This window comes from Clostridium rectalis, assembly GCF_900626095.1.
Classification (GTDB): Bacteria; Bacillota; Clostridia; order Clostridiales; family Clostridiaceae; genus Clostridium_AS; species Clostridium_AS rectalis.
Genome location: NZ_UYZZ01000002.1, coordinates 423,469 through 447,728, shown reverse-complemented (window position 1 = coordinate 447,728; position 24,260 = coordinate 423,469). Strand labels below are relative to the sequence as shown.

At 28.7% G+C, this 24,260-nt stretch carries 25 protein-coding genes; 18 read left to right on the top strand and 7 right to left on the bottom strand.

Features of this window, described 5'->3' with window-relative positions:
- Positions 1–40: 40 nt before the first annotated feature.
- The 5 genes from EJL03_RS04760 (at position 41) to EJL03_RS04740 (ending at position 5,420) form a co-directional block, all read left to right on the top strand.
- Positions 41–1,039, top strand: a complete 999-nt coding sequence (locus tag EJL03_RS04760; protein ID WP_125152818.1) for a LacI family DNA-binding transcriptional regulator — start codon at positions 41–43, stop codon at positions 1,037–1,039.
- Between the two features lie 137 nt (positions 1,040–1,176).
- Positions 1,177–2,235, top strand: coding sequence for an NAD(P)-dependent alcohol dehydrogenase (locus EJL03_RS04755; RefSeq protein WP_125152817.1), 1,059 nt, complete (start codon positions 1,177–1,179; stop codon positions 2,233–2,235).
- A 281-nt stretch (positions 2,236–2,516) separates the two neighbouring features.
- Positions 2,517–3,701: a quaternary amine ABC transporter ATP-binding protein gene (locus EJL03_RS04750; protein WP_125152816.1), complete on the top strand. Its 1,185-nt coding sequence runs from the start codon at positions 2,517–2,519 to the stop codon at positions 3,699–3,701.
- A 4-nt stretch (positions 3,702–3,705) separates the two neighbouring features.
- Complete coding sequence (locus EJL03_RS04745) at positions 3,706–4,527, top strand: ABC transporter permease (protein WP_125152815.1); 822 nt, start codon at positions 3,706–3,708, stop codon at positions 4,525–4,527.
- Between the two features lie 23 nt (positions 4,528–4,550).
- A complete protein-coding gene (locus tag EJL03_RS04740) occupies positions 4,551–5,420 on the top strand; it encodes a glycine betaine ABC transporter substrate-binding protein (RefSeq protein WP_125152814.1) in 870 nt (289 codons plus the stop codon).
- A gap of 26 nt (positions 5,421–5,446) precedes the next feature.
- Here EJL03_RS04740 and EJL03_RS04735 read toward each other — a convergent pair whose 3' ends face one another.
- The 4 genes from EJL03_RS04735 to EJL03_RS04720 form a co-directional block, all read right to left on the bottom strand.
- On the bottom strand, positions 5,447–6,151 hold the full coding sequence (locus tag EJL03_RS04735) for a L,D-transpeptidase family protein (RefSeq protein ID WP_125152813.1): 705 nt from the start codon (positions 6,149–6,151) through the stop codon (positions 5,447–5,449).
- 47 nt (positions 6,152–6,198) lie between these two features.
- Complete coding sequence (locus EJL03_RS04730; RefSeq protein WP_125152812.1) at positions 6,199–6,786, bottom strand: flavin reductase family protein; 588 nt, start codon at positions 6,784–6,786, stop codon at positions 6,199–6,201.
- A 27-nt stretch (positions 6,787–6,813) separates the two neighbouring features.
- On the bottom strand, positions 6,814–8,382 hold the full coding sequence (locus EJL03_RS04725) for a DEAD/DEAH box helicase (protein ID WP_125152811.1): 1,569 nt from the start codon (positions 8,380–8,382) through the stop codon (positions 6,814–6,816).
- Positions 8,383–8,527: 145 nt separating this feature from the next.
- Positions 8,528–9,022, bottom strand: coding sequence for a QueT transporter family protein (locus EJL03_RS04720; protein WP_125152810.1), 495 nt, complete (start codon positions 9,020–9,022; stop codon positions 8,528–8,530).
- Between the two features lie 265 nt (positions 9,023–9,287).
- On the opposite strand from EJL03_RS04720, the gene EJL03_RS04715 reads away from it, so the two are divergent.
- From EJL03_RS04715 to EJL03_RS04700, 4 genes are read left to right on the top strand one after another with little or no spacing between them, the layout of a single operon-like run.
- Positions 9,288–10,520 carry a M16 family metallopeptidase gene (locus tag EJL03_RS04715; RefSeq protein WP_125152809.1) on the top strand — a complete coding sequence of 411 codons (1,233 nt, stop codon included), beginning with the start codon at positions 9,288–9,290 and terminating at the stop codon, positions 10,518–10,520.
- 18 nt (positions 10,521–10,538) lie between these two features.
- The gene (gene recX / locus EJL03_RS04710) at positions 10,539–11,198 is read left to right on the top strand and encodes a recombination regulator RecX (protein WP_243108645.1); all 660 of its coding nucleotides are present in this window, start codon (positions 10,539–10,541) and stop codon (positions 11,196–11,198) included.
- 29 nt (positions 11,199–11,227) lie between these two features.
- Complete coding sequence (locus tag EJL03_RS04705; protein ID WP_125152808.1) at positions 11,228–12,403, top strand: transglutaminase-like domain-containing protein; 1,176 nt, start codon at positions 11,228–11,230, stop codon at positions 12,401–12,403.
- Positions 12,404–12,436: 33 nt separating this feature from the next.
- Entirely contained in the window at positions 12,437–13,252 is an 816-nt protein-coding gene (locus EJL03_RS04700; protein WP_125152807.1) for a polysaccharide deacetylase family protein, read from the top strand.
- 40 nt (positions 13,253–13,292) lie between these two features.
- Here the strand turns inward: EJL03_RS04700 and EJL03_RS04695 are convergent, their stop codons facing one another.
- From EJL03_RS04695 to EJL03_RS04685, 3 genes are all read right to left on the bottom strand, one after another.
- A complete protein-coding gene (locus EJL03_RS04695) occupies positions 13,293–13,649 on the bottom strand; it encodes a tetratricopeptide repeat protein (RefSeq protein WP_125152806.1) in 357 nt (118 codons plus the stop codon).
- 129 nt (positions 13,650–13,778) lie between these two features.
- Entirely contained in the window at positions 13,779–14,567 is a 789-nt protein-coding gene (locus EJL03_RS04690; RefSeq protein ID WP_125152805.1) for an ABC transporter permease, read from the bottom strand.
- Positions 14,561–15,325, bottom strand: a complete 765-nt coding sequence (locus tag EJL03_RS04685; protein ID WP_125152925.1) for an ABC transporter ATP-binding protein — start codon at positions 15,323–15,325, stop codon at positions 14,561–14,563. The genes EJL03_RS04690 and EJL03_RS04685 overlap by 7 nt, the downstream gene beginning before the upstream one ends.
- A gap of 341 nt (positions 15,326–15,666) precedes the next feature.
- On the opposite strand from EJL03_RS04685, the gene EJL03_RS04680 reads away from it, so the two are divergent.
- Genes EJL03_RS04680 through EJL03_RS04640 form a run of 9 tightly spaced genes read left to right on the top strand, consistent with a single transcriptional unit; the run spans position 15,667 to position 24,191 of the window.
- Positions 15,667–15,990: a hypothetical protein gene (locus tag EJL03_RS04680; RefSeq protein ID WP_125152804.1), complete on the top strand. Its 324-nt coding sequence runs from the start codon at positions 15,667–15,669 to the stop codon at positions 15,988–15,990.
- Positions 15,991–15,992: 2 nt separating this feature from the next.
- The gene (locus EJL03_RS04675) at positions 15,993–17,039 is read left to right on the top strand and encodes a V-type ATPase subunit (RefSeq protein ID WP_125152803.1); all 1,047 of its coding nucleotides are present in this window, start codon (positions 15,993–15,995) and stop codon (positions 17,037–17,039) included.
- Between the two features lie 15 nt (positions 17,040–17,054).
- Positions 17,055–19,019 carry a V-type ATP synthase subunit I gene (locus EJL03_RS04670; protein WP_164508997.1) on the top strand — a complete coding sequence of 655 codons (1,965 nt, stop codon included), beginning with the start codon at positions 17,055–17,057 and terminating at the stop codon, positions 19,017–19,019.
- Positions 19,020–19,040: 21 nt separating this feature from the next.
- Positions 19,041–19,466, top strand: a complete 426-nt coding sequence (locus EJL03_RS04665) for an ATP synthase subunit C (RefSeq protein ID WP_125152801.1) — start codon at positions 19,041–19,043, stop codon at positions 19,464–19,466.
- 17 nt (positions 19,467–19,483) lie between these two features.
- Positions 19,484–19,792 carry a V-type ATP synthase subunit F gene (locus EJL03_RS04660; RefSeq protein ID WP_125152800.1) on the top strand — a complete coding sequence of 103 codons (309 nt, stop codon included), beginning with the start codon at positions 19,484–19,486 and terminating at the stop codon, positions 19,790–19,792.
- A 10-nt stretch (positions 19,793–19,802) separates the two neighbouring features.
- Positions 19,803–20,402, top strand: a complete 600-nt coding sequence (locus EJL03_RS04655; protein WP_125152799.1) for a V-type ATP synthase subunit E — start codon at positions 19,803–19,805, stop codon at positions 20,400–20,402.
- A 12-nt stretch (positions 20,403–20,414) separates the two neighbouring features.
- Positions 20,415–22,184, top strand: a complete 1,770-nt coding sequence (locus EJL03_RS04650; RefSeq protein WP_125152798.1) for a V-type ATP synthase subunit A — start codon at positions 20,415–20,417, stop codon at positions 22,182–22,184.
- A 13-nt stretch (positions 22,185–22,197) separates the two neighbouring features.
- The gene (locus tag EJL03_RS04645) at positions 22,198–23,577 is read left to right on the top strand and encodes a V-type ATP synthase subunit B (RefSeq protein ID WP_125152797.1); all 1,380 of its coding nucleotides are present in this window, start codon (positions 22,198–22,200) and stop codon (positions 23,575–23,577) included.
- Positions 23,577–24,191 carry a V-type ATP synthase subunit D gene (locus EJL03_RS04640; protein ID WP_125152796.1) on the top strand — a complete coding sequence of 205 codons (615 nt, stop codon included), beginning with the start codon at positions 23,577–23,579 and terminating at the stop codon, positions 24,189–24,191. The genes EJL03_RS04645 and EJL03_RS04640 overlap by 1 nt, the downstream gene beginning before the upstream one ends.
- Positions 24,192–24,260 lie beyond the last annotated feature (69 nt).

The window sequence follows — 24,260 nt, the reverse complement described above, 5'->3', positions numbered from 1 at the left end:
TGAAAATAGTATTATAATATTTAAGCTAGGGGTATATTTTATGAAGAAAGTGACGATGAAGGATATTGCAAGAGAAGCAAATGTTTCTAAAACAACAGTCTCAATGGTTATAAATAATAGAGCAGATAATATAAGTGAAGAGACTAAAACAAGGATATTAGATATAGCTAAAGAATTAAATTATATTCCAAATTCAGTTGCTAGAAGTTTAAGTACTAAAAAGTCTGAAACTATAGGAATAATTCTTCCCGATATAACTAATCCGTTTTTCTCTGAAATGGCAAGAGCTATAGAAGATGGGGCTAATAGTTTAGGATATAATGTAATATTTTGCAATACGGATAATGAAGAAGAAAAAGAAGAAAAGTATACTACATTATTGATTAGTAAATTAGTTGATGGAGTTATATTTATAGCAGGAGGTCAAAGTAGTAAAAGTGTAAGTATTTTAAAAGATAATAATGTTCCCTTTGTGGTAGTAGATAGACAGATAAAAATAGATGAAGATATGTATGGAATATATTGTCTTAATAAACAAGGGGTTATTAAAGGAGTAGAGTATTTACTTAGTAGAAGGAAGAGAAAAATAGTTTTTGTAAAGGGACCAGAAGAATTGGAAATAACTAAAGAAAGATTTTGTGGTTATAAGGATATAATGAACAAATATGATATTTATGAAGATAAATATGTTTTTCAAAGCAATTTTACTATAGAAGGTGGCATAAAAGTGACAGAAGATGTAATAAAAAAAGTACCGGATGTGGAAGCTATATTCTATAGTAATGATATGATGGCTTATGGAGGTTTAAAATTACTTATTAGAAATGGTTACAATATTCCAAGGGATATATGCATAATGGGATTTGATAACATAGGATTTTCAAAATTTTTTGAACCTGAATTAACTACTATTTCTCAACCAATTTATAAAATGGGAAGACGAGCATGTAAATTACTTATAGATTTAATTAAAGGAGAAGAAGTAAGGGAGAAACAGATATATTTTGATACAGCACTTGTAATTAGAAATACAACATAACAAAGGTAAGTGTAATTCACTTACCTTTGTTTTATTAAAGATTTTAATATATTACAAAAAAACATTAAATATATAAAAATTCAGAAAATTATGTTATAATATAATTGTTAAATTACTAACAAACGGAGGTGCTATTTATGAAGGGATTTGCTATGCTGGGTATAGGTAATGTGGGGTGGATTGAAAAAAACAAGCCTTTTGCAAAAGCTTTTGATGCAATAGTAAGACCAATTGCGGTAGCCCCTTGTACTTCAGATATTCATACTGCATTTGAGGGAGCTATAGGTGATAGAAAAAATATGATACTAGGTCATGAAGCAATAGGAGAGATAGTGGAAGTTGGTAGTGAGGTTAAAGATTTTAAAGTAGGAGATAAGGTAATAGTTCCAGCTATTACACCTGATTGGAGAAGCATTGCTGTCCAGCAAGGTTTTCCACAGCATTCTAATGGAATGTTAGCCGGGTGGAAATTTTCTAATTTTAAGGATGGAGTTTTTGCAGAGTTTTTTCATGTAAATGATGCTGATATGAATTTGGCACATCTTCCAAAGGAAATAAGTTTAGAACAAGCTGTTATGCTTGTAGATATGGTTACAACAGGATTTCATGGGGTTGAATTGGCAGATATACAGTTTGGCTCCACTGTAGTAGTTATAGGAATAGGTCCGGTGGGATTAATGGCAGTGGCAGGGAGTAAGTTAAGAGGTGCTGGAAGGATAATAGCAGTAGGAAGTAGACCTATATGTGTCCAGGTAGCTAAAAGTTATGGGGCTACAGATATTGTTAATTATAAAGAAGGGGATATAGTAAGACAAGTTATGGAATTAACAAATGGAATGGGAGCAGATAGGGTAATAATAGCGGGAGGTAATTCTAATAGTTTAAGTAATGCAATAAAAATGGTTAGACCAGGAGGGGCAGTGTCAAATATAAATTATTTTGGAGAGGGAGAGACTTTGCCTGTACCAAGATTAGAGTGGGGAAGCGGAATGGCCCATAAAAGTATAAGAGGGGGGTTATGTCCAGGTGGTAGATTAAGAATGGAAAATTTATCTAATTTAGTTAAATATAATAGATTAGACCCAAGTAAATTAGTTACTCATGTTTTCCATGGATTTGATAATTTTGAAAAAGCTTTAATGCTTATGAAAGATAAGCCAAAAGATTTAATTAAACCTGTTGTTATACTGGATTAATACTTAGAATAAAAAGCCTATGCTAGATTAGCATAGGCTTTTTGTAACTAATATGTAATTTGACAAGTAACAACCTGCATGATAAAATGAGATTGTCACTGATATTTGAATAAAAATCAAGTGTGTTTAAATAATATATAAAAAAAGTTTATTTAAATGATTTTTAATCGACATTATTTATCAAAATGGAGAAAATTTCAAGTATAAATAATTTTCCATATATTTAAAGTTGTATAAATATTTATGAATGTTGGTGTGCTAAAAGTTAAGAGGTGGTTAAATTGTCAAATATAGAGGTTAAGAATCTTTATAAGGTATTTGGAAATAATTCTAAAAAGGCTATTGAGTTATTAAAACAAGGTTTAAGTAAAGAGGAAGTACTAAAAAAAACTAATAATCCGGTAGGTGTAAATAATGTAGATTTTAAAGTGAATGAAGGTGAGTTCTTCGTTATAATGGGTTTATCTGGTAGTGGTAAATCTACCTTAATTAGATGTTTAAATAGGCTAATAGAACCTAGTTTAGGTGAAATATTAATTGATGGAGAAGACATAGTGAAATGTGATGAAAAGAGACTTATTGAAATAAGAAGAAAGAAAATAGCTATGGTATTTCAAAACTTTGCATTATTTCCACATAGAAGTATTTTAAGCAATGTTGAGTATGGACTAGAGATTCAAGGAGTTGACGATAATATAAGGAAGAAGAAAGCACTTGAATCATTAGATTTAGTAGGACTATCAAATTACGCTGATAAAAAACCTAATGAACTAAGTGGAGGAATGCAGCAAAGGGTTGGGTTGGCTAGAGCTCTAGCCACAGATCCAGAAATACTCTTAATGGATGAGGCATTTAGTGCTTTAGACCCATTGATACGTAAAGATATGCAGGATGAAATGCTTGAGATACAATCTAAAATGCAAAAAACCATTGTGTTTATAACCCATGATCTTGATGAGGCCTTAAAACTTGGAGATAGAATAGCTATAATGAAAGATGGAGTTATAGAACAAATTGGAACTTCTGAAGAAATACTTACAAATCCAGCTAGTGATTATGTAAAAACTTTCGTTCAAGATGTAGATAGGACAAAGGTTCTTACTGCTTCATCTATAATGAAAAAAGCAAATCCTATAATATCACCTAAAGATGGACCTAAAGCTGCTATAAGGATTATGAAAGATGAGGAAATTTCTAGTATATATGTGGTTGATAAGGACAGAAAACTAAAAGGAATTATTAATATTGATGATACTATGAAATTAGCTAAGGCGGGAATTCCTTTAGTAGATGAAATTATTGAAAAAAATATACCTGTAGTTGACTCTCAGGCACAGGTATCAGAGTTGCTATCTTTAGCTAAAGATGCAAAATATCCATTGGCAGTAATTGATGAAAATAATACATTATTAGGGATTATAAAAAGATCTACAATAATAGGAGCAATTTTAGGAGAGGAGGAATAGATATATGATAACATTTCACGTAGGACCTTTTTTTGAATTTATAGTAGAATGGATGAAAGATAATGGAGAATCATTTTTTAACATAATTAAAATTATGAATAAAGAATTAATAGAAGGGTTAGAAAAAATATTATTATTTCCTCCTAGCATAATTATGATAATATTATTTACATTATTAGCTTATAAACTAGCTAGTAAAGGGGTAGCTATATTTACTTTTGTTGGTTTTATGTTTATAGATTCTATGGAACTTTGGCAGCAAACCATGCAAACATTATCTATGGTTATGGTATCTGCGTTAATTGCGCTACTTATAGGAGTTCCATTAGGGATACTTTCTGCAAGGCATGATAGAGCGAATAAAATATTAAGACCTATACTTGATTTTATGCAGACTATGCCTGCATTTGTTTATTTAATACCTGCAGTACTATTTTTTGGTATGGGTAAGGTTCCAGGAACTATTGCTACAGTAATATTTTCAATGCCACCAGCTGTAAGACTTACAAACTTAGGTATTAGACAAGTGCCAAGTGATGTGGTTGAGGCAGCTAAATCTTTTGGATCTACGCCAGGACAGATGCTATATAAAGTGCAGCTTCCAATAGCGTTACCTACCATTTTAGCAGGAGTAAATCAAACAATAATGTTATCTCTATCTATGGTAGTTATAGCTGCTATGATAGGAGCAGGTGGACTTGGTAGAGAAGTTTATAATGGAATAACACAGCTTAAAATTGGACTTGGGTTTGAAAGTGGATTAGCAGTTGTAATATTGGCTATGATACTTGATAGAATAACTCAGGCTTTATGTAAAAGACAGTAATATTAAAAAGGGGAGAAATATTAATGAACTTAAAAAAAATAATGGCTGCTATGTGTATTGGAGTATTATCAGTAACTGCATTAGCAGGGTGCACAGGCACAACTAAAAAAAATAATAAGACGGTAAAATTAGGTTATGTAAATTGGGCTGAAGGTGTTGCTATGACCAATTTAGCTAAAGCAGTTTTAGAAGATAAAATGGGATATAAGGTTGATTTAACTATGGGAGAAGCCGGAATGATTTTTACATCTGTTGCGGAAAATGATTTGGATGCTTTTTTAGATGCTTGGCTTCCTGTAACTCACAAAGATTATATGGATAGATATAAGAGTGATTTAGATGATTTAGGAACAAATTATGATGATGCTAAAATTGGATTAGTTGTACCTAAGGAGTTTAATATAAATAGTATTGAGGAATTAAATAAAGTTAAAGATAAGGTTGAGGGTAAAATAATTGGTATTGATGCTGGTGCTGGGATAATGAAAGCATCTAAAAAAGCAATAGAAGATTATAAATTGAATTATGAACTTCTAGAGGGAAGTGGTCCTGCTATGACAACTATGCTTAAAGATGCAGTAGGGAAAAAGAAGCCTATTGTTGTAACAGGATGGAAACCTCATTGGATGTTTGCGAGATGGAATTTAAAGTTTTTAGAAGATCCTAAACATTCTTTTGGAGATGTGGAAAGCATACACACAGTATCTAGAAAAGGATTCAAAGAAGATATGCCAGAGGTGGCAGAGTTTTTAAAGAATTTTAAATTAGATGATTTACAACTTGGAACATTAATGGGATTGATAGAAGAGAGTAATAAAGATCCGTTAGATTGTGCTAAGGAATGGATAAAAGATAATGAAGATTTAGTAAACAGCTGGATACCTAAAAAATAAAGCTATAAAAATGGGAGTGGAATTAATCAATCAATTAGTTCTACTCCTAATTTTTTAAAAAAATTTTTGTCAATTGTATTGTTTATAGGAAGATTATGTTCCTTTTGAAATTTATTTATCGAAGGTATCATCCATTGGTTATAAATTCCATTAGGTTCTCCTTTAAAATATCCTTTTTCTTTTAAAATTTGTTGAAGCTTATAAATATCAGAACCTATCATACCAGGCTTAATTGGTCTTAAATATTCTCCAAAATCTCCATATGGTCCTCCATATATTATTACCGGCGTATTATGCTTAACTATTTTATATAATTCGGCTACGTCTTTATTATTCATTCTAATACAGCCTTTAGAGGAGTTCCACCCAAGAGAATTAGGATATATTGTACCATGAATACCATACTTACCCCAGGGTACATTAAAACCCATCCAATGGCCTCCAAAACCTTCTCCCCAGGTATCTTTACTAATAATTTTCCATGTGCCTATAGGAGAAGGCGTACTTGGTTTACCACCAGATATAATATAAGTTTTTAAACACTTATTATCTTGAAATACAAAGAGTTCATTTAATGTAATATCTGCTATGAGTACTAAAGGTTTTTTAGGGTTATAGCCATTAATAGTTAGTGAATTTTCAGTAGATTTTTTATATCCTAAATATATTAATATTATTTCTATTATAAATATAAATATGAGAGTAAATAATAATTTTTTAAATTTTGACATTGCCTATCCCTCCTAATTTATTCTATGAAGGATAGGCAATTAAAATGTTATAATTTTTTTACCTTATGCTTTTTTTTCTGAACAGAAAAACCAAATTTACCTATAGATTTTTGTGGAATAGGAAAGTATTCTCCATGAGAATAACATATTAAATTCGCCTTTTCTATATGGAATTTTCCTTTACTATCTATTAAGCTTTCCTCTATGTGAATAGAAACAACTTCTGCTAAGAATAAATCATGGGTTCCTAGGGGAATTATCTCTTTTAGCTTACATTCAAGAGCCACAGGACATTGTTTAATAATAGGTGCTTTTATATATTTGCATTTTTCTAAATTAAACTTTAAATGTTTAATTTTATCAATAGTATTGCCAGATCGTACTCCGCAAAAATCAACTTCTTTAACTAAAGATTTTGAAGGTAAATTTACTACAAATTCTTTAGTTTTTTTAATAAGTTTATAAGAAAGTCTTTCAGGTCTTATGGCTACTGTTATCATTGGTGGTTTTGTACAAGCTGTTCCAATCCAACCAACAGTAAACACATTAGGTTTACCCTCACTGTTTATACAGGTTATAAGTGCTACAGGAACAGGATTTAACATAGCGCTTCCTTTAAAACATACTTTTCCCATAAAAATCTCTCCTTATATTTTGCAAGATTATCTTTTCTTATTAGCAATCTCTATTTTTACTTTTCTACCTTTAATTTTAAGACCATTACAGCTATTTATAACTTTATTTACACATTCCTCATCTACATCAATAAATGAAAATTTCTCCAAAATATCTATAGAGCCGATATGGGCGGAATTAACATTAGAGTTATCACATATAAATTTTAATAAAGTTTTAGGTGTAAGTTTATCAATTTTACCTACTGTTAAAAATAACCTAACAGATTTAGAAGATGCTATAGCATTTTCTGAGTATTCGCAGCTTAATTTTTCATCAAACATTAATTTCATTAGTGCAGCAGCAACATCTACTAGATTATACTCTTCATCTAATTCCATAGCCAAAGGTATAAAAGTTTTAAAATCATCATTTTCTAAAGTGTTTTTTACATCTTTTAATATAGTCTTATGTTTAGCTTCTAAAATTTCATCTATTGTAGGAATTTCTTTTCTTTTTATTTTACTTTTTGTATATTTTTGTATTTGTTTTAACATGATATATTCTTTTGCGGTAACTAATGAGTAGGCAATTCCTTCTTTATTTGCTCTACCAGTTCTACCTATTCTATGAACATAGGATTCTGTATCTTGTGGTAAATCATAGTTTATAACATGGGATACTGATTCTACATCTATACCTCTTGCAGCAACGTCAGTAGCAACTAAAAAGTCTAAAGAACCATCTTTAAATTTTCTTAAGGTATTTATTCTATGATTTTGATTCATATCTCCATGCATACCTTCAACGTTATAACCTCTCATTTGCATAGTTTCCACTACTTCATCTACACCTTTTTTTGTTTTGCAAAATATGATTGCACTTGATGGTTCATCTAAATCTAATATTCTGCAAAGACATTCAAATCTATCTTTATGTTTTATCTCATAGTAATATTGTTTTATTTTATCAACTGTTACAGTGTTTTTAGCTATAGATATATGTTTTGTATCTTTTTTCATATATTTAGAAGCTAATTTTTTAATAGCCGTAGGCATAGTAGCAGAAAACAATAGTGTTTGTCTTTCAGAGTTTATATTTTTAATTATAGTTTCTATATCGTCTATAAACCCCATGTTTAGCATTTCATCTGCTTCATCTAGTACTAAAAATTCTACATTGTTTAATTTAATACTTCCTCTATTTATATGATCTAATATTCTTCCAGGTGTACCTACAACAATATCTACACCTCTTTTTAAAGATTTAATCTGTCTGTCTATTGGCTGTCCTCCGTAGATAGGAAGTAAACGTGTTTTAGTATATTTTGATAGGCGGGATAATTCGTCCGTAACCTGAATAGCTAATTCTCTTGTAGGAGCAAGAATTAAAGCATGTATGGAATTATGGGTATTTCCAATATTACTTATAACAGGGGCTCCAAAAGCTAAGGTTTTTCCAGTTCCAGTTTGTGCCTGACCAATTATATCGTAACCTTCCAATACAACAGGAATAGCTTCTGCTTGAATTTGTGATGGTTCTTCGAAACCTAAATCATTAATTGCTTTTAATACCATTTCGTTAAGTTGTAAGTCTGTAAACTTTGTATTTTTCATTATATTATCATTCCTCTTTCTATAAGTATATAAATTTATTATTTGTATATATGAGATAATTATAAAATTATTTTTTCAAATAAAAAGCAAAAGTCAGTATTTACTGCCTTTTGCTTTTTAAAATCTATCCATGTCTTACTTTTATCTATTTTAAAAAAAATTGCAGCTCCTTATTTTTCTTAATAAATACTAATAATGGTAAGCCTAAACCATAACAACAAAGAAGTTCTCCTAAAGCTACTTGAAGTATAGTAATAACTAAAGGCCAACCTATAGTATAGTGTAATAAAAATCCCACAATCAGTGCATTAACAATTACTGGTGGCAACGGAGCTAGATATATTTTCCATTTTAATTTGCTTTTACCTATATTATAGGTAATTATAGCAGATATTAAAGTAGCTAAAGAACCAAAGATTATATCTAATGGTCCTACAGGACTTAAAATGTTAGCTATAATGCAACCTAAAAATAATCCAGGAATGGCACTGGATGAAAAAAAGGGAAGAATTGTTAATGCTTCCGCAACTCTAAATTGAGATGCTTGATAGCTCATTGGATAACTTAAAAACATGGTTATTACCGCATAAATTGCAGCAATAAGCGAGCTAATCGCTAAATATCTAGTTTTTATTTTCATATCGTATATACCTCCATAGTTTTGTTTTAAGACAGGATGGTTTCGAACTGTCTGGCTATTTAAAAAGCCTTTTTATAGTGTAATATATATTTATAAATAAGTCAATTAAAATAAAAAGCATTATTTAATACTCTGTAAAATGAAGGAATTTTACATGAAAAAAGTACTAAATCTACTTTTCTCTATAATATTGTAATAGTAATATTCTTATGCTATATTGTAGACATTATTAAATTTGAAATTTTATACTAAAGGAGAGTATTTAATGTTTGATTCTAAGGAGCACTTGTTAGACAATGGAATAAAGTTAGTATCAATAAAAAAGGACACTCAACTATTTTCTATGCATCTAGGAATAAAAATTGGATCTTTATATGAAGAAGATAATAATAGAGGTATTTCTCATTTTATAGAGCACATGTTATTTAAAGGAACTTATACTAGAAGTAATGAAAGACTCAATAGTAATTTAGAAAATATTGGTGGAGAGTATAATGCTTATACTGATCATAACTGTACTATATATAGTATTACTGCACTATGTGATGAGTTAGAAAATTCAGTGGAACTTTTAGGTGATATGGTAACCAAATCTATATTTCCAGAAGAAGAGATAAAAAAAGAAAGAGAAGTAATCCTAGCTGAAATAAGGACAAGTAAAGATGATATAGAAGATATTACATTTAAAAGGATAAATGAAGTAGCCTATAAGAAAAGTCCATTAAAATATGATACATTAGGCACTGAATCACATATTAAATCTTTTACAAGAAAAAATTTAATGGACTTTTATAATAAATTCTATGTACCTAATAATTGCTATATATGTATTGTATCACCTTTTGATCATTTGTACATAAAAGAATTAGTAAATAAATATTTAACTTCTTGGGAAAAGAGGGAATTTACCAGAAATAAAGTTTTGATTGAAAAAAATGTTCCTGGTGTTTTTAGGTCTTACAAAAATGATATAGAACAAAGTACAATAGTATATTTATTTACTTTTCATGATTTAGATAAGGATGGAGAGTTAGCATTTAAAATTTTAAACCATAAATTTGGAGATAGTACAAATTCTATTCTATTTAGGGAATTGAGAGAAAAGAGAGGGTTAGCCTACGATGTATATACAAGTCTTGATACTACTAATTCTGTAAAATCATTATACCTATATACGGCGGTTGCAAAGGAAAGTATAAATGAAACTATCGATGTCATAAATAACTGCATAAAAGATATAAAGGAAAAAAAGACAGTTTTTGATGAGGATACTATGAAATTAATGAAAAAGGTATTAAAAACAGCAGTAGTATTTACACTAGAAGACCCAACAGATTTAAGTAATTATGTTATTCACCAAATAATAGACGGAGAAAATATCTATGAATTCATAGAAGATATGAAAAGGTTAGATAATATAAAAAGAGAGGACATATATGCTGTTGGAAACAAGGTTTTAAATAATCCAACTATACATGTATTAAAAAATAATAATTAACTCTGGAGGAAAATAATATTGGAAGATAATAATATTTGCAAAAGAACTATAACTAAAATTGAAGTACAAAAAAGAAATAAAAGTAGAGTTAATGTATATGTAGACGAAGAATTTTTATTTGCATGTAGTGCAGAGATAATATATAGGTTTAATCTAAAAAGTAAAAGCAAAATAGATATAGAATATATAGGTAAAATAATAGAAGAGGATAATTATTTAAAGTGTAAAAATGATGCTTTAAAATCCTTAGAGAAAAAATACAAGACTGAAAAGGAAATTTATGGTAAACTTAAAGACAAAGGTTATAGTAATGACACTATAAATAAGGTAGTTAAATTTCTTAAAGACTATAATTTTTTGAATGATTCCAAGTATGCAGACATGTATATAAAAGAAAAAATAAGAAATACAGGTAAAAATAAAATAAAATTTTTATTACTTCAAAAAGGAATAGCAGAGGATATAGTTAAAGAAAAAATATATAATATAGATACAAATATAGAAAATCAGGTATTATTAAAATTAGCACAAAGTAAGTATAATCAAATAATAAAAAGAGAAAGTGATTTACATAAAATATATAAAAAATTAGGGGATTTTCTTATAAGAAAAGGATACAATTTTGAGGATGTAAAACATACTTTAAATAAAATAATAAAGAATGATTTTTATGAATAAATTCTTTTACGGCTAAAGGAGTGTTTTAAATGGAAAAGATAAACCCTATAACTGCAATTTTGATTATAGTTTTTATATATCCTATAATTAGAGGTTTTTTATTTAAATATTCTTCTAAAGATATGAAGCTTGATTTAGAAGAATTAAATAGAAGTATATCATTTATTGCATCCCTATATTTAGGAATATATTATAGCAAAAAGATTTTTATACAACATGATGGTGGTATCTATAGAATAATATATGAAATTATTCCTGTGAATATAATAAGGTACATAGAAAGTAAGCCTTTTATTATATATATAATTATAGTACCTATAATTATATTTTTGATTTATAAGTTGTTATTTTTAATATTATATTTTTTAAATACCATTACTTTATATCCTTTATTAGATGTTGTAGAGTCATATTTAAGAAAAAAGAGTAATATATTTAGAAGTGTTATAGGAGCATTATTTCAATTTCCTAAGGCCGTAGGATATATATTGCTTGTAACCCTTATGTTAAATATACTATCTATTTTTTACACAAATGAAGCATTTAATAAGTATTTAGAATCCTCCAATACATATAATTACGTTTGTAAAAAAGTGGTTATACCCGTTACTAACTCAAAACTTGCAAGAAAACTTCCAGATATTCTAAATAACTCCTTTAAAATAGTAGTAAAGGAATCACAAAATATAAAAGATACACCAAATAAAAATATAAGTGGTAAAACAATAGTTTATTACAATGGTGTAACTTTAAATGAAGGGGTAAAATCCAATAATGAAATAAATATTTTTGCAAAAGGTTTAGTAGAGGGGGAATCTTCTACTAAAGGGAAAGCTAAAATACTATATAATTGGATAGGAAATAATATTTCTTATGATCATGATAAAGCGGTTAAGGTTTTAAATAATGATTTTGATGTAAGGTCTGGAGCCATATCTACATTTCAAACTAAAAAGGGGATATGTTTTGATTATGCTTGCTTGTATGTGGCTATGTGTAGAGTTAATAATATAAAAGTTAGATTAATTACTGGTCAAGGATTTAATGGAGTAAGTTGGGTAAGTCATGCATGGAATCAAGTATATATTCAAGAGGAAAATAAATGGATAAATGTTGATACCACATTTTATAAGGGAGGAAACTACTTCAATAGTAGAAGATTTGAATTGGACCATAAAGATTATAATATTGCAGGTGAGTGGTAAATATTACTTTAAGGATTTTAAGGGGATGGTGGTTTGAAAAATAATGTTAAGAGTAATAAATTAACATTTATAAAGTTCCTTGTAATATTCTTATTTGTTTATTGTATAGGATTTATAGCTGGAAGTTATATAGGAAAACATAAGAGTATAATAGTTGGTACCTCTTATAATTCTACAAGGGATAACATTATAAAAAATAATAATAGAACAGAGGGAAAAAAAGAAGTCACTAAACCTATAGTTAATCCATATAAAAGCGATGGAAGAAAGGTTGCATATTTAACCTTTGACGATGGGCCATCTGGAAAATTGACACCTAAAATATTAGATATATTAAAGGAATATGATGTTAAGGCTACATTTTTTTTAATTGGAGAATTAGCAAAAGAAAATCCTGAAATAGTTAAAAGACAAAAAAAAGAAGGTCATTCTATTTGTAACCATACCTATAGCCATGATTATAATTATTTGTATTCAAGTGTAGATAATTTTATAAATGATGTTAAAAAGTGTGATGAGACTATAAAATCAATATTAAAAGAAAAGTATAAAAGTATGTTTATACGATTTCCAGGTGGATCCTTTGGAGATACGTTAAATCCTTATAAAGAAGCTATAAAAAATAATGGTTATAAATATATAGACTGGAATGCTTTAAACGGGGATGCTGAGGCTAAGTATGTTAATGTTGATAAACTAATAGAAAATGTAAAAAATTCTTGTGATGGTAAAGAACATGTAGTTATATTAATGCATGATGCTCCAGCAAAAGAAACCACAGTACAAGCATTACCTAAAATAATAGAATATTTAAAATCAGAAAAATATAATTTTGAATTATTATATTGATTTATATAAAAAAGTTTGTGAAGATTTTCTTCACAAACTTTTAGACTTTCTTCTTATAAGTATTTATTATTAAGTTTATAGCTTTTTCACAATCCTCATCTTTATTATCTAAAGACCATGCTGTATTAAAGTATATAAGGGCTTTTCTATTATTTTTTAACATAGCATAGCAATATCCAAGATTAAAATAATATTTGCTGTCATTTTTCAATGAAATTGCGGCTTTTAAAAGGTGTATTGCTTTTATATATTCTTTTAATTTTATAAAACATACAGCGGAATTGTATAAAGATGCAGCCTCATTTTCCTTTAATTCAATAGATCTTTGATATAATTCAATAGCTCTTTTGTAATCTTTTAAATTATAATAATCATTAGCTTTTTGGAAATAGTTCATTTTTAATCCTCCTTTTGTAAAAAAACAAATAATGAGATTAATAAAATATATTTTAGAATAGTGAATAATATTACATTAGAAATATTAACCAAAAAGCTATTAGTTATTCACATATTAATATTTATTGTGTCATTTTAATTTCTTTTCTAAAAAAGCCACAGATTCATACATTATATAGGCTATAATTGAAAGTATGATTATACTCATCATTACCATATCTAGTTGGGATATTTGTCCACCAAATATAATTAAAAAACCTAATCCTTCTTTTGCTACAAGGAATTCTCCCATTATAACTCCAACCCATGATAAACCTACGTTAATTTTTAAAGCAGATATAAGAGTTGGAATTGAAGCAGGAATAATGAGATAATTTAGTATTTGGAATTTTGTTGCTCCAAAAGTTTTTAAAAGTTTGATTTTATCTTTGTCAACTTCATTAAATCCATTTAGCACACTTATAATGGTTACTACAATTGATATAAGAAGTGCCACTAATATTATAGCTGTTTTACCATTACCAACCCAGAATATAATAATAGGTGCTAATGCAACTTTAGGTAGAGCGTTTAAAACTACCAAATAAGGGTCTAGGACTTTACATAGAAAATCAGACCACCATAACAAAATGGCAATTAGAGTACCTAAAATTGTTCCTGAAAGAAATCCTAGTATAGTTTCAAAGCAAGTTACCCATATATGAGTAAATAAAGTTCCTTCATTATATATTTTTATTAAGCTTTTCCACATTCTTGAGGGGGTGCTTGTAAGAAATGGATCTATCCATTTTAAATCTCCAGCTAACTCCCATAATGCGAAAAAAAGTATTAATATTAAAAGTCTAGTTACTTTTATTTTATTATTATTTTTTTTTATACTTTTTAGATATAATTCGTGTTCTTTTTCAAAATCTAACATAGGGAATTCAACTCCTCCCATAATTCATTAAAATACAATCTAAATTTAGGAGCTTCTCTACATTTCAATGGAGAATCATATTCTGGACCAAAATTTATAGACATTTCTTTTCTTACTTTAGCAGGTCTATTTGAAAGAACTATTATTCTATTAGACATAGAGATGGCTTCAGATAAATCATGCGTAACCATTATTATTGTTTTATTTTGCTTCTTTAATATTTTATATATTTCGTCACTTATATTTAATCTGGTTTGATAGTCAAGTGCAGAAAAGGGTTCATCCAAAAGAAGAACATCTGGATTAAGGGCAAGTGTCCTAATGAGAGCTACTCTTTGACGCATACCACCGGATAGTTCACTTGGATGATGATTTATAAAATTCCATAAGTTATAATCTTTCAGTAGTTGTTTTACAGTGGTTACTTTTTCATCAGTTAACTTATGTTGGATTTTTAAACCAAGGAGTATATTATCCCAAACTGTTAACCAGTCAAAAAGTTGGTCTTTTTGAAACATGTATCCTATTTTAGTGGATACATTATTAATTAATTCACCATCTATATAAACGTGGCCGTAGGAGGGGGGTAAAAGTCCTGCTATTATATTTAGAATAGTTGATTTGCCACAACCAGAAGGGCCAACTATGCTTAAAAACTCTCCATCTTTTACAGAGAAACATATATTTTCTAAAGCTTTAGTTGAACTTTTTATTGAATGATAATTCATACAAATATTACTTACTGTTACTTTATCCACCATGATCACCTCATGTTAATTAATTTTCCAAATAAAGTTATAGTTTAGTATATGAAGCAAATTAACATATTGTTAAAAACTATTTTACATATAGGAAATAGTTTTATAATCCAGTCGTATCAATGCTTTGAGTGGTTTACAGAATATTAACAAAGCTAAAGTAGATGAAAAAGGTAATATTATCTAATAATAGCTAATATAACCTGGAAAACCCCATGTTTTATGTGAAATTTATTACTTAGCTAAATATATCTCATATAATCTTTGATTATTAAGTTTGCAATTATATATAATGAATGTAAAATAGACATTATATTATTAGCAAAGATGAGGTGAAATAGATGGAGTTTACGATACGAAAAATAATTTCTATAGACCAAGATGCAGAAAATTATAAAAAGGTTAAAAAAGAAGAACTATTAAAAATGAAGCAAGAGGCTAAAATTGAATTAAATAATATTAAGAAAGAGGTTGATAAAGAAATAGAGGACTATAGACTAGATATAAAAAATAAAGTAATTCAGGAAGCAAAAAAAGAGGCTGAAAGAATAACTAAAGAAAAGGAGGAAGAAAAAAACAGACTGATTTCAAAATATAATTTGGTTAAAGATAAAATTACAAATAATATTGTGGAGGAAGTATTAAGCTCCTATAAGGAGGAGTAAAAATGGGTAGTATAGCAAAATATGCAGCTGTAAATACCAAAGTTAAAACACTTGAAGGGAAGTTATTAACAGAGGAACAGTATTCTAAGCTTATGGAAAGCAAAAGTTATACAGATGCCCTTAGATACCTAAAAGAAAATACTGATTATAAGGATGCTTTAAAGGGGTATAACGTGGAGACTGTTCATAGGGGACAACTTGAATATATATTAAAGAAACATTATATAGAGGATTTTTATAAATTAAGTCATTATTTTTCAGGAGATTATAAAAGATTATTTAAAATATTATTTATGAGATTTGAAATAGAGGATTTAAAGGTTATATTAAGAGGTAAATACGCTGATAAAGAAAAAGAATATATAGAATCTATTATGACATATGAAAGTCCTTTAAATTATATAAATTATGATGATCTTATAAAGGCAAAGGATATATATTCAGCAGTACAGGTATTGAAAAATACCCAATATTATAAGCATATTCATCCATTATTAGATTCTGTTAAAGAAGAAGGACTTTTTAGAATAGAAATGACATTAGATTTTATTTATTTTAGTAGCTTAAGAAAATTTTCTAAAAAACTAAATAAAGAGGATGAGGAAATTATAAAAAAACTTATTGGAATTTATAGTGATTTATTAAATATACAGTGGATATTTAGAGGGAAAAAGTATTATAAGATTAATGCGGAGGAACTTTTAAATTACACTATATATGATGGATATAAATTAAAATCAGATACATTAAAGAAGCTTTGTTATTCAAAGGATACAGAAGAGATGTTTTCTATTATAAGTACAACTCCGTATAAAAATGTTTTTGGAGATGGGGAAAAGGAAGAATATTTAATAGAAAAGGATATATTAACCTATATGAAAAGGGTGTACTTGAAGTACAAAAAAACACATGGGAATAATATATCTGTGGTTATGTCATATTTAGAGCTGGCGCTATTAGAAATAAGAGATGTAGTTTCTATAATAGAAAGTAAAAGATATAGTATAGATAACGAAGAGGCCTTTAGATATGTAACCATTACTGTGTGAATGAGAGGTGATCTTGTGGCAATAGAGAAAATGACTATGGTAAATGTGGTTGGTCCTATGGAAGTATTAGAACAAGTGGCTAAATATGTAGTTTTATCTAAGTCACTTCATCCGGTTAATGCTATGGACGAGATAAATACCATAGATTTTACTATATCCACAACAGAAGATAATTTAGATGCATTAGTAGACCTTAATTATGTCAGACCTTATGTTCATCAAAGAGATTATTCTATTATAGACAAAAAGCTTAAAAAATTATTAACTATGATAGAAATAGATAAGGTGACAGAAGTAAATGAGGAAGAACTAATAATGCATTATGAAGAACTTGAGAAAAAAGTAGATGAAGTAACTTTAAAATTTGAAGAATTATATAAAAAATTATCAGAAAATAAAAACAAAAAAGAAAAATTGGAACAATACGTACAAAATATTAGTTATTTTAAGGGTATAGATGTACCTTTGGAGGATATTAATAATTTAAAAAATTTCTATGCAAGAATATATAAAATATCAATAGAAAACAGTGCTAAACTTAAGAACAATTATGAAAACATTCAATCCATAGTAAAAGTACTTTATAAAGATAAAGATTATGAAATAATAATAGCCTTTGTACCTGCTTTACTGGAAAAGGAAAATGATAGAGTATTTAGATCTTTAAATTGTATGGAGCTAAATTTACCTAAAGAATATAAGGGAACCGCAGATAACATACTGAAAATTTTACAAGAAGAACTAAAAGATTTGAATAAGGAAATATATAACATTAATAAGGCAATAGAAGAGGTTTATAAAAAAAATAATAATGATATAGGAGTAATAAAAACAAGTTTTGAACTTCAAACTAAAACTTCAAGTTTAAAGGATAAAACAGCATCTACTAATGAATTTTTCTATTTATGTGGATGGGTACCTAAAAGTATGTTAAATAATTTTAAAAACAAGTTAGAGTATTTTGGGGATGAAATAATAATAATAGAAAAAGAAACGAACCAAATAGAAAACGAAAATATAATTCCTCCAACTAAATTAAAAAACAATGCTCTTGTAAAACCTTTTGAAACCATGGTGGGTATGTACGGAATACCATCTTATATTGAGTCAGATCCAACCTCTTTTTTAGCTATAAGCTATATGGTGATGTTTGGCGCAATGTTTGGTGATTTAGGACAAGGACTTGTATTTTTATTAGCAGGATTATATTTAAAGTATAAACTTGATAAAAAAAATATTGGGGGAATACTATCAAGAATTGGAATAAGTTCAAGTATATTTGGTTTAGCATACGGAAGTATTTTTGGATTTGAGGATGTAATTAAACCATTAATTATAAGACCTATGGAAAATATAAGACAAATACTATTATCAGCTATAGTCTTTGGGTGTGGTTTATTAATAATAGGATTTATATACAGTTTAATAAATAACTTTAAACGTAAAGATTTAGAGAATGGTGTATTTGGCAAGGATGGAATAATTGGGCTAACTTTTTATATTTTATTATTAGTTTTTGCATTTAAAAAAGCTAAAAACATAAATACTATGTCTACAAAAGTATGGATGATTCTTTTTATAGCTTTATTACTTGCAATGGTATTTAAACAACCACTAAGTAATTTAATATTAAATAAAAGACCATTATACACTGACAGCAAAAGTGATTATTTTGTTGAGGGTGGATTTGGAGTAATAGAGACTCTTTTAAGTATGTTTTCAAATACTGTATCTTTTATAAGAGTGGGAGCGTTTGCCCTTAATCACGTAGGTTTGTTTATAGCTTTTGCATCTATTGCTCAAATGATGAAAAGTAGTTTTGGAAGTATTTTAATGTATATAATTGGTAATGTGGTTATAATAGGTTTAGAAGGATTGATTGTATTTATACAGGGGTTAAGACTTGAGTATTATGAACTATTTAGTAAGTATTATGATGGTGCTGGAATTAAGTTTGAGCCTATAAAATTAAATGAATAGTAAATTTGGGAGGTAAAAATTATGATATATTTATTAATTTTAACTTTTGCTATAACAATAGGAACTTTAGTTTATGGATTTGTAGTAAGATGTAAAGAAGATATAGAGGGAAAAGGAAAAATCAGAAAGGCATTAAAAATAAATTTAGCTACTTTTATTCCTGTTATGAGTGCAGCCATTATTTTTATGGTACCAAATATTGTACATGCAGCTAACGAAGCAGCTATAGGAACTGCCACAGGACTTGGTTATATTGCAGCAGCCCTTTGTACTGGACTTGCCACTATTGGGGCAGGATATGCAGTTGGAGCTGTTGGATCATCAGCATTAGGTGCTGTATCGGAGGATCCTAAGATTTTAGGTAAGACATTAATATATGTAGGACTTGCCGAAGGTATAGCCATCTATGGACTTATTATTTCTATAATGATATTAGCAAAACTTTAATAAAGAGGGTAATTGTTATGAAGGCATATTTAATAAGCGATAATATAGATACCCTTGTTGGATTAAGAGTTTCAGGAATAAATGGTATAGTAGTTCATTCTAAGGAGGAAGTATTAAAAAATCTAGATATTATTTTAAAAGATAAAGATATAGGTACTATAATACTGACAGAAAAAATAGGAGCATTAATAAAAGATGAAATTAGAGAGATAAAACTTTCTAAGTATTTCCCCCTTGTGGTGGAGATACCAGATAGACATGGTAGTATAAAAAAGGATGATTCAATTTTAAGATATGTAAGGGAAGCCATAGGTCTTAAGATATGAGGTGATATGTATGACCACTATAAATGATAAAATAAAACTTTTTTCTAAAATAGTTTTTGATAAAATAGATGGAGAAATAGAGCAAGAGATAAAAAGCTTTGAGAGGGAAAAAGAGGGAATAATAAATAACGAAAAAAAGAAGGCTAACGAATATAAAGAAAAAAGCATAGGAGATATATCTAGGAAAGCAAGAGTAAAATCAAATGAAATAATATCCAAGGCAAAACTTACTAGACAAAAAGAAATATTAAAGTTAAAAGATGATTTAATAAATGAACAATTAGAAAGTATTACTATGAAACTTAAAGAATTTACTAAGACACAAGATTATAAGAAGATATTATATTCTCAAATAGAAGATTTAAATAGTAAGTATGCTGATAAAAAATATGATGTATATTTAAATGGGAAAGATTTTATAGAATATGGAGAAGAGATAAAAAAGCTTTTAAATGAAAATTTCTCCTTACAGAAAATAAATAATGATATTGTTGGTGGGTTTATATTACAGGACAAAGAAGGAACTATGAGAATAGATAATAGTTTAGCAGGTAAAATATATGCTTTTAAAGAAAATGTAGGAATAAAAGTTACAGAAGCTTTTAAGTAAGGAGGGGTAGTTTTGGATAAGGTTGGAGTTATTATAGGTATTAACGGTCCTGTAGTTAAAGCACAAGGTGTTGCAAATTTTAAAATGAGAGAAATGGTTATGGTAGGAAATAAAAAATTAATAGGGGAAATAATAATATTAGAAGGGGACTTTGCTACCATACAAGTATATGAAGAAACTTCCGGTTTAACTTTAGGAGAAGAGGTTGTATCGACTAACATGCCACTTTCCTTAAAGTTAGGTCCAGGCATTATAGGAAATATATTTGATGGTATAGAAAGACCTCTCCAAAGGATAAATAAGATTTCTTATGGTTTTATTCCAGAAGGCATTGGACTTATATCCATAGATACAGAAAAAAAGTGGGATACTGTTATTACTGTTAAGGTGGGAGAGGAGTTAAAAGAAGGAGATATATATGCAGAGGTTGAAGAAAGTACTTTAATAAAGCATAAGCTTATGGTTCCACCAGGATTCAATGGAAAGGTAACATGGATTAAGGAAAATGGAAATTATAACATAGAGGAAGTAGTTGTAAAGATTAAAAATTCACAAGAGGAATATGATTTAAAATTATATCAAATGTGGCCTGTAAGAAAGGCAAGACCAGTAAAAGAAAGAAAAAGACTCGAAGTGCCACTTATAACAGGACAAAGAATACTAGATAGTTTTTTCCCTATAGCTAAAGGTGGTACTGTTGCTATACCAGGAGGATTTGGTACGGGAAAGACAATGACACAGCATCAATTAGCAAAGTGGTCTGATGCAGATATTATTGTGTATATAGGCTGTGGAGAAAGAGGAAACGAGATGACTGAGGTATTAGAGGATTTTCCTAAATTAGTAGATCCTAAGACAAATACCTCCCTTATGAATAGAACAGTGCTTATAGCAAATACATCTAATATGCCTGTAGCAGCAAGAGAGGCATCTATATATACTGGAATAACTATAGCTGAATACTTCAGAGATATGGGATACCATGTTGCAATCATGGCAGATTCTACTTCAAGATGGGCAGAGGCTTTAAGAGAAATATCTGGTAGACTCGAAGAAATGCCAGCAGAAGAGGGATATCCTGCATATTTACCATCTAGAATTGCGGAATTTTATGAAAGAGCAGGTTATACAAAAAATTTAAATGATACGGAAGGTTCTGTTACAGTTATAGGGGCAGTATCCCCAGCAGGAGGAGATTTTTCAGAACCAGTGACACAAAATACTAAAAGATTCGTTAGTGCATTCTTAAGTTTGGATAGAAAATTAGCTTATGCAAGACACTATCCTGCAATAAATTGGCTATCTAGTTATAGCGGATATATATCTATGCTTGAGGATTGGTATGAAGATAATATTTCTAAGGATATGCTAGAACTTAGGGGAAAAATGCTTAAAATACTATTTGAGGAAAACAAACTTCAAGAAATTGTTAAGTTAGTTGGAGAGGATGTATTACCAGATGATCAACGACTTATATTGGAAGTTGCTAAAATACTAAAAGTAGGATTTTTGCAACAAAATGCTTATCATAAAGACGATACTTATGTACCAATAGAAAAACAATATAAAATGCTGAAAGTAATGGAGATATTTTATGATAATGCATATGAATGTATAAAATTGGGCGTACCTATTTCTAAGGTTAAGGATAGGGAAATAGTAGAGGAATTAAATAAAATGAAATATAATATACCAAATGATGATCTTTCAGGAATAGATAAATTAGAAGAGAAAATAAGGGGTTTTTACAAAAAACTTATAAATCAGTATAAACAGCAGTAAGGGGGGATAAAGGATGAAAAAGGAATACTTAGTATTAGAAAAAGTGCAGGGGCCATTAATTGTTTTGTCAGATGTAGAAAATGTAGCTTATGATGAAATTGTTGATATTTTAATAGATGGCAAAGAAAAAAAGAAGGGTAAAGTAGTACAAATAGAGAAGGATAAGGTTATAATACAAGTGTTTGAACCTACTACTGGCATTTCCATTCATAATGCTGCAGTATCATTTTCGGGAAAACCTCTTACTATAAGTTTATCTAAAGATGTATTAGGAAGAGAATTTAATGGAGTTGGAGAGCCAATAGATGGAGGAGGCCTAATATATAGTGATAAAAAATACAATATAAATGGAAGACCTATGAATCCTGTAGCAAGAAAATACCCTAGAAATTTTATTCAAACAGGTATATCTTCTATAGATTGTTTAACTACATTAATAAGAGGACAGAAACTCCCTATTTTCTCGGGAAATGGTATGCCTCATAATGAATTAGCGGCTCAAATTGTAAGGCAGGCTAAAATAAGTAGTGATAAAAATGAAAAATTTGCTATAGTTTTTGCTGCTATGGGAATAAAACATGATGATGCAGATTTTTTTAGGAAGAGTTTTGAAGAAGCTGGTGTACTTGAAAGAGTTGTTATGTTTACAAATTTAGCAGATGATCCTATTGTTGAAAGAATAATAACTCCTAGATGTGCATTGACAGCAGCAGAGTATTTAGCCTTCGAGGAAGGAATGCACATTCTTGTTATAATGACTGATATAACAAGTTACTGTGAAGCTTTAAGGGAATTATCTTCATCAAGGGAAGAAGTTCCTAGTAGAAAGGGGTATCCGGGATATCTTTACTCAGATTTGGCATCTCTTTATGAGAGGGCTGGAATGATGGAAGGAAAAGAAGGGTCCATTACTCAAATACCTATATTAACTATGCCTAATGATGATATTACTCATCCTGTACCAGATTTAACTGGGTATATAACAGAAGGGCAGATAGTATTAAGTAGAGGTATATATCAAAGAAATATATATCCTCCAGTAAATATACTTCCGTCACTTTCAAGACTTATGAAGGACGGTATAGGGGAAGGTTTTACTAGAGAGGATCATGCAGATGTGTCTAATCAGATATTTTCTAGTTATTCTCATGTTCAAGATGTTATAGCTTTAGCGCAGGTTATAGGTGAGGATGAATTATCTGATATAGATAAAATATATATGGAGTTTGGCAGAGAGTTTGAAAATAAGTTTTTGAAACAACAATTTAATGAGGATAGAACTATAGAAGAAACTCTAAACTTAGGATGGGATATTATTTCAATTCTTCCAAAGTCAGAATTGGATAGAGTAGATCCAGAAATTTTGGATAAATACTATAGGGGTGAAGGCTAATGGAAAATATTGCACCAACTAAGGCTAACCTTATAAGTGCAGAAAGTTCATTAGAGTTTTCTGAAAAAGGATTTGATCTTTTAGACAAAAAAAGAAATGTCCTTATAAGAGAAATGATGTCCTATGTGGATAGAGCTAAAAAACTTCAAGAAAAAATTAATGTTACATTTAGTGAAGCTTATGAAGCTTTGAGAAAAGCTAATATTACTATGGGAATACATGAAGTAGAGCAAATAGCTATGACAATACCTGAGTCAGATGATTATAAAGTAATATTTAAATCAGTTATGGGGGTAGAAGTACCACACATAACTTTTGAAAAAAAGAGTATAGATCCTAGATATAGTTTTTATAGAACAAATTCTGCAATGGATATAGCATATGAAAAATTTAATGAAGTAAAATTTCTTATTTATGAATTAGCAGAAGTAGAAAATGCAGTATATAAATTAGCTATGGAAATAAAGAAAACTCAAAAAAGAGCTAATGCACTTCAAAATATACAAATCCCTAGATTTAAGGCTATAGTAAAAAGTATTGGCGAAGTGTTAGAGGAAAAGGAAAGAGAAGATTTCTTTAGACTCAAAGTTGTTAAGAAGAAAAAGCATAGATAACTAGCTTAAATAAGAAAAAATCAGTCTTTACTGTTAGTTGCTTTAAGGTAATTAAAAGTATATAATAGC

What these genes read in the sequence shown, in the direction of transcription:
- EJL03_RS04760 (WP_125152818.1), top strand. Translation starts at nt 41, where the DNA reads ATGAAGAAAGTGACGATGAAGGATATTGCAAGAGAAGCAAATGTTTCT.
- EJL03_RS04755 (WP_125152817.1), top strand. Translation starts at nt 1,177, where the DNA reads ATGAAGGGATTTGCTATGCTGGGTATAGGTAATGTGGGGTGGATTGAA.
- EJL03_RS04745 (WP_125152815.1), top strand. Translation starts at nt 3,706, where the DNA reads ATGATAACATTTCACGTAGGACCTTTTTTTGAATTTATAGTAGAATGG.
- EJL03_RS04740 (WP_125152814.1), top strand. Translation starts at nt 4,551, where the DNA reads ATGAACTTAAAAAAAATAATGGCTGCTATGTGTATTGGAGTATTATCA.
- EJL03_RS04735 (WP_125152813.1), bottom strand. Translation starts at nt 6,151, where the DNA reads ATGTCAAAATTTAAAAAATTATTATTTACTCTCATATTTATATTTATA.
- EJL03_RS04730 (WP_125152812.1), bottom strand. Translation starts at nt 6,786, where the DNA reads ATGGGAAAAGTATGTTTTAAAGGAAGCGCTATGTTAAATCCTGTTCCT.
- EJL03_RS04725 (WP_125152811.1), bottom strand. Translation starts at nt 8,382, where the DNA reads ATGAAAAATACAAAGTTTACAGACTTACAACTTAACGAAATGGTATTA.
- EJL03_RS04720 (WP_125152810.1), bottom strand. Translation starts at nt 9,022, where the DNA reads ATGAAAATAAAAACTAGATATTTAGCGATTAGCTCGCTTATTGCTGCA.
- EJL03_RS04715 (WP_125152809.1), top strand. Translation starts at nt 9,288, where the DNA reads ATGTTTGATTCTAAGGAGCACTTGTTAGACAATGGAATAAAGTTAGTA.
- EJL03_RS04705 (WP_125152808.1), top strand. Translation starts at nt 11,228, where the DNA reads ATGGAAAAGATAAACCCTATAACTGCAATTTTGATTATAGTTTTTATA.
- EJL03_RS04695 (WP_125152806.1), bottom strand. Translation starts at nt 13,649, where the DNA reads ATGAACTATTTCCAAAAAGCTAATGATTATTATAATTTAAAAGATTAC.
- EJL03_RS04690 (WP_125152805.1), bottom strand. Translation starts at nt 14,567, where the DNA reads ATGTTAGATTTTGAAAAAGAACACGAATTATATCTAAAAAGTATAAAA.
- EJL03_RS04680 (WP_125152804.1), top strand. Translation starts at nt 15,667, where the DNA reads ATGGAGTTTACGATACGAAAAATAATTTCTATAGACCAAGATGCAGAA.
- EJL03_RS04675 (WP_125152803.1), top strand. Translation starts at nt 15,993, where the DNA reads ATGGGTAGTATAGCAAAATATGCAGCTGTAAATACCAAAGTTAAAACA.
- EJL03_RS04665 (WP_125152801.1), top strand. Translation starts at nt 19,041, where the DNA reads ATGATATATTTATTAATTTTAACTTTTGCTATAACAATAGGAACTTTA.
- EJL03_RS04660 (WP_125152800.1), top strand. Translation starts at nt 19,484, where the DNA reads ATGAAGGCATATTTAATAAGCGATAATATAGATACCCTTGTTGGATTA.
- EJL03_RS04655 (WP_125152799.1), top strand. Translation starts at nt 19,803, where the DNA reads ATGACCACTATAAATGATAAAATAAAACTTTTTTCTAAAATAGTTTTT.
- EJL03_RS04645 (WP_125152797.1), top strand. Translation starts at nt 22,198, where the DNA reads ATGAAAAAGGAATACTTAGTATTAGAAAAAGTGCAGGGGCCATTAATT.
- EJL03_RS04640 (WP_125152796.1), top strand. Translation starts at nt 23,577, where the DNA reads ATGGAAAATATTGCACCAACTAAGGCTAACCTTATAAGTGCAGAAAGT.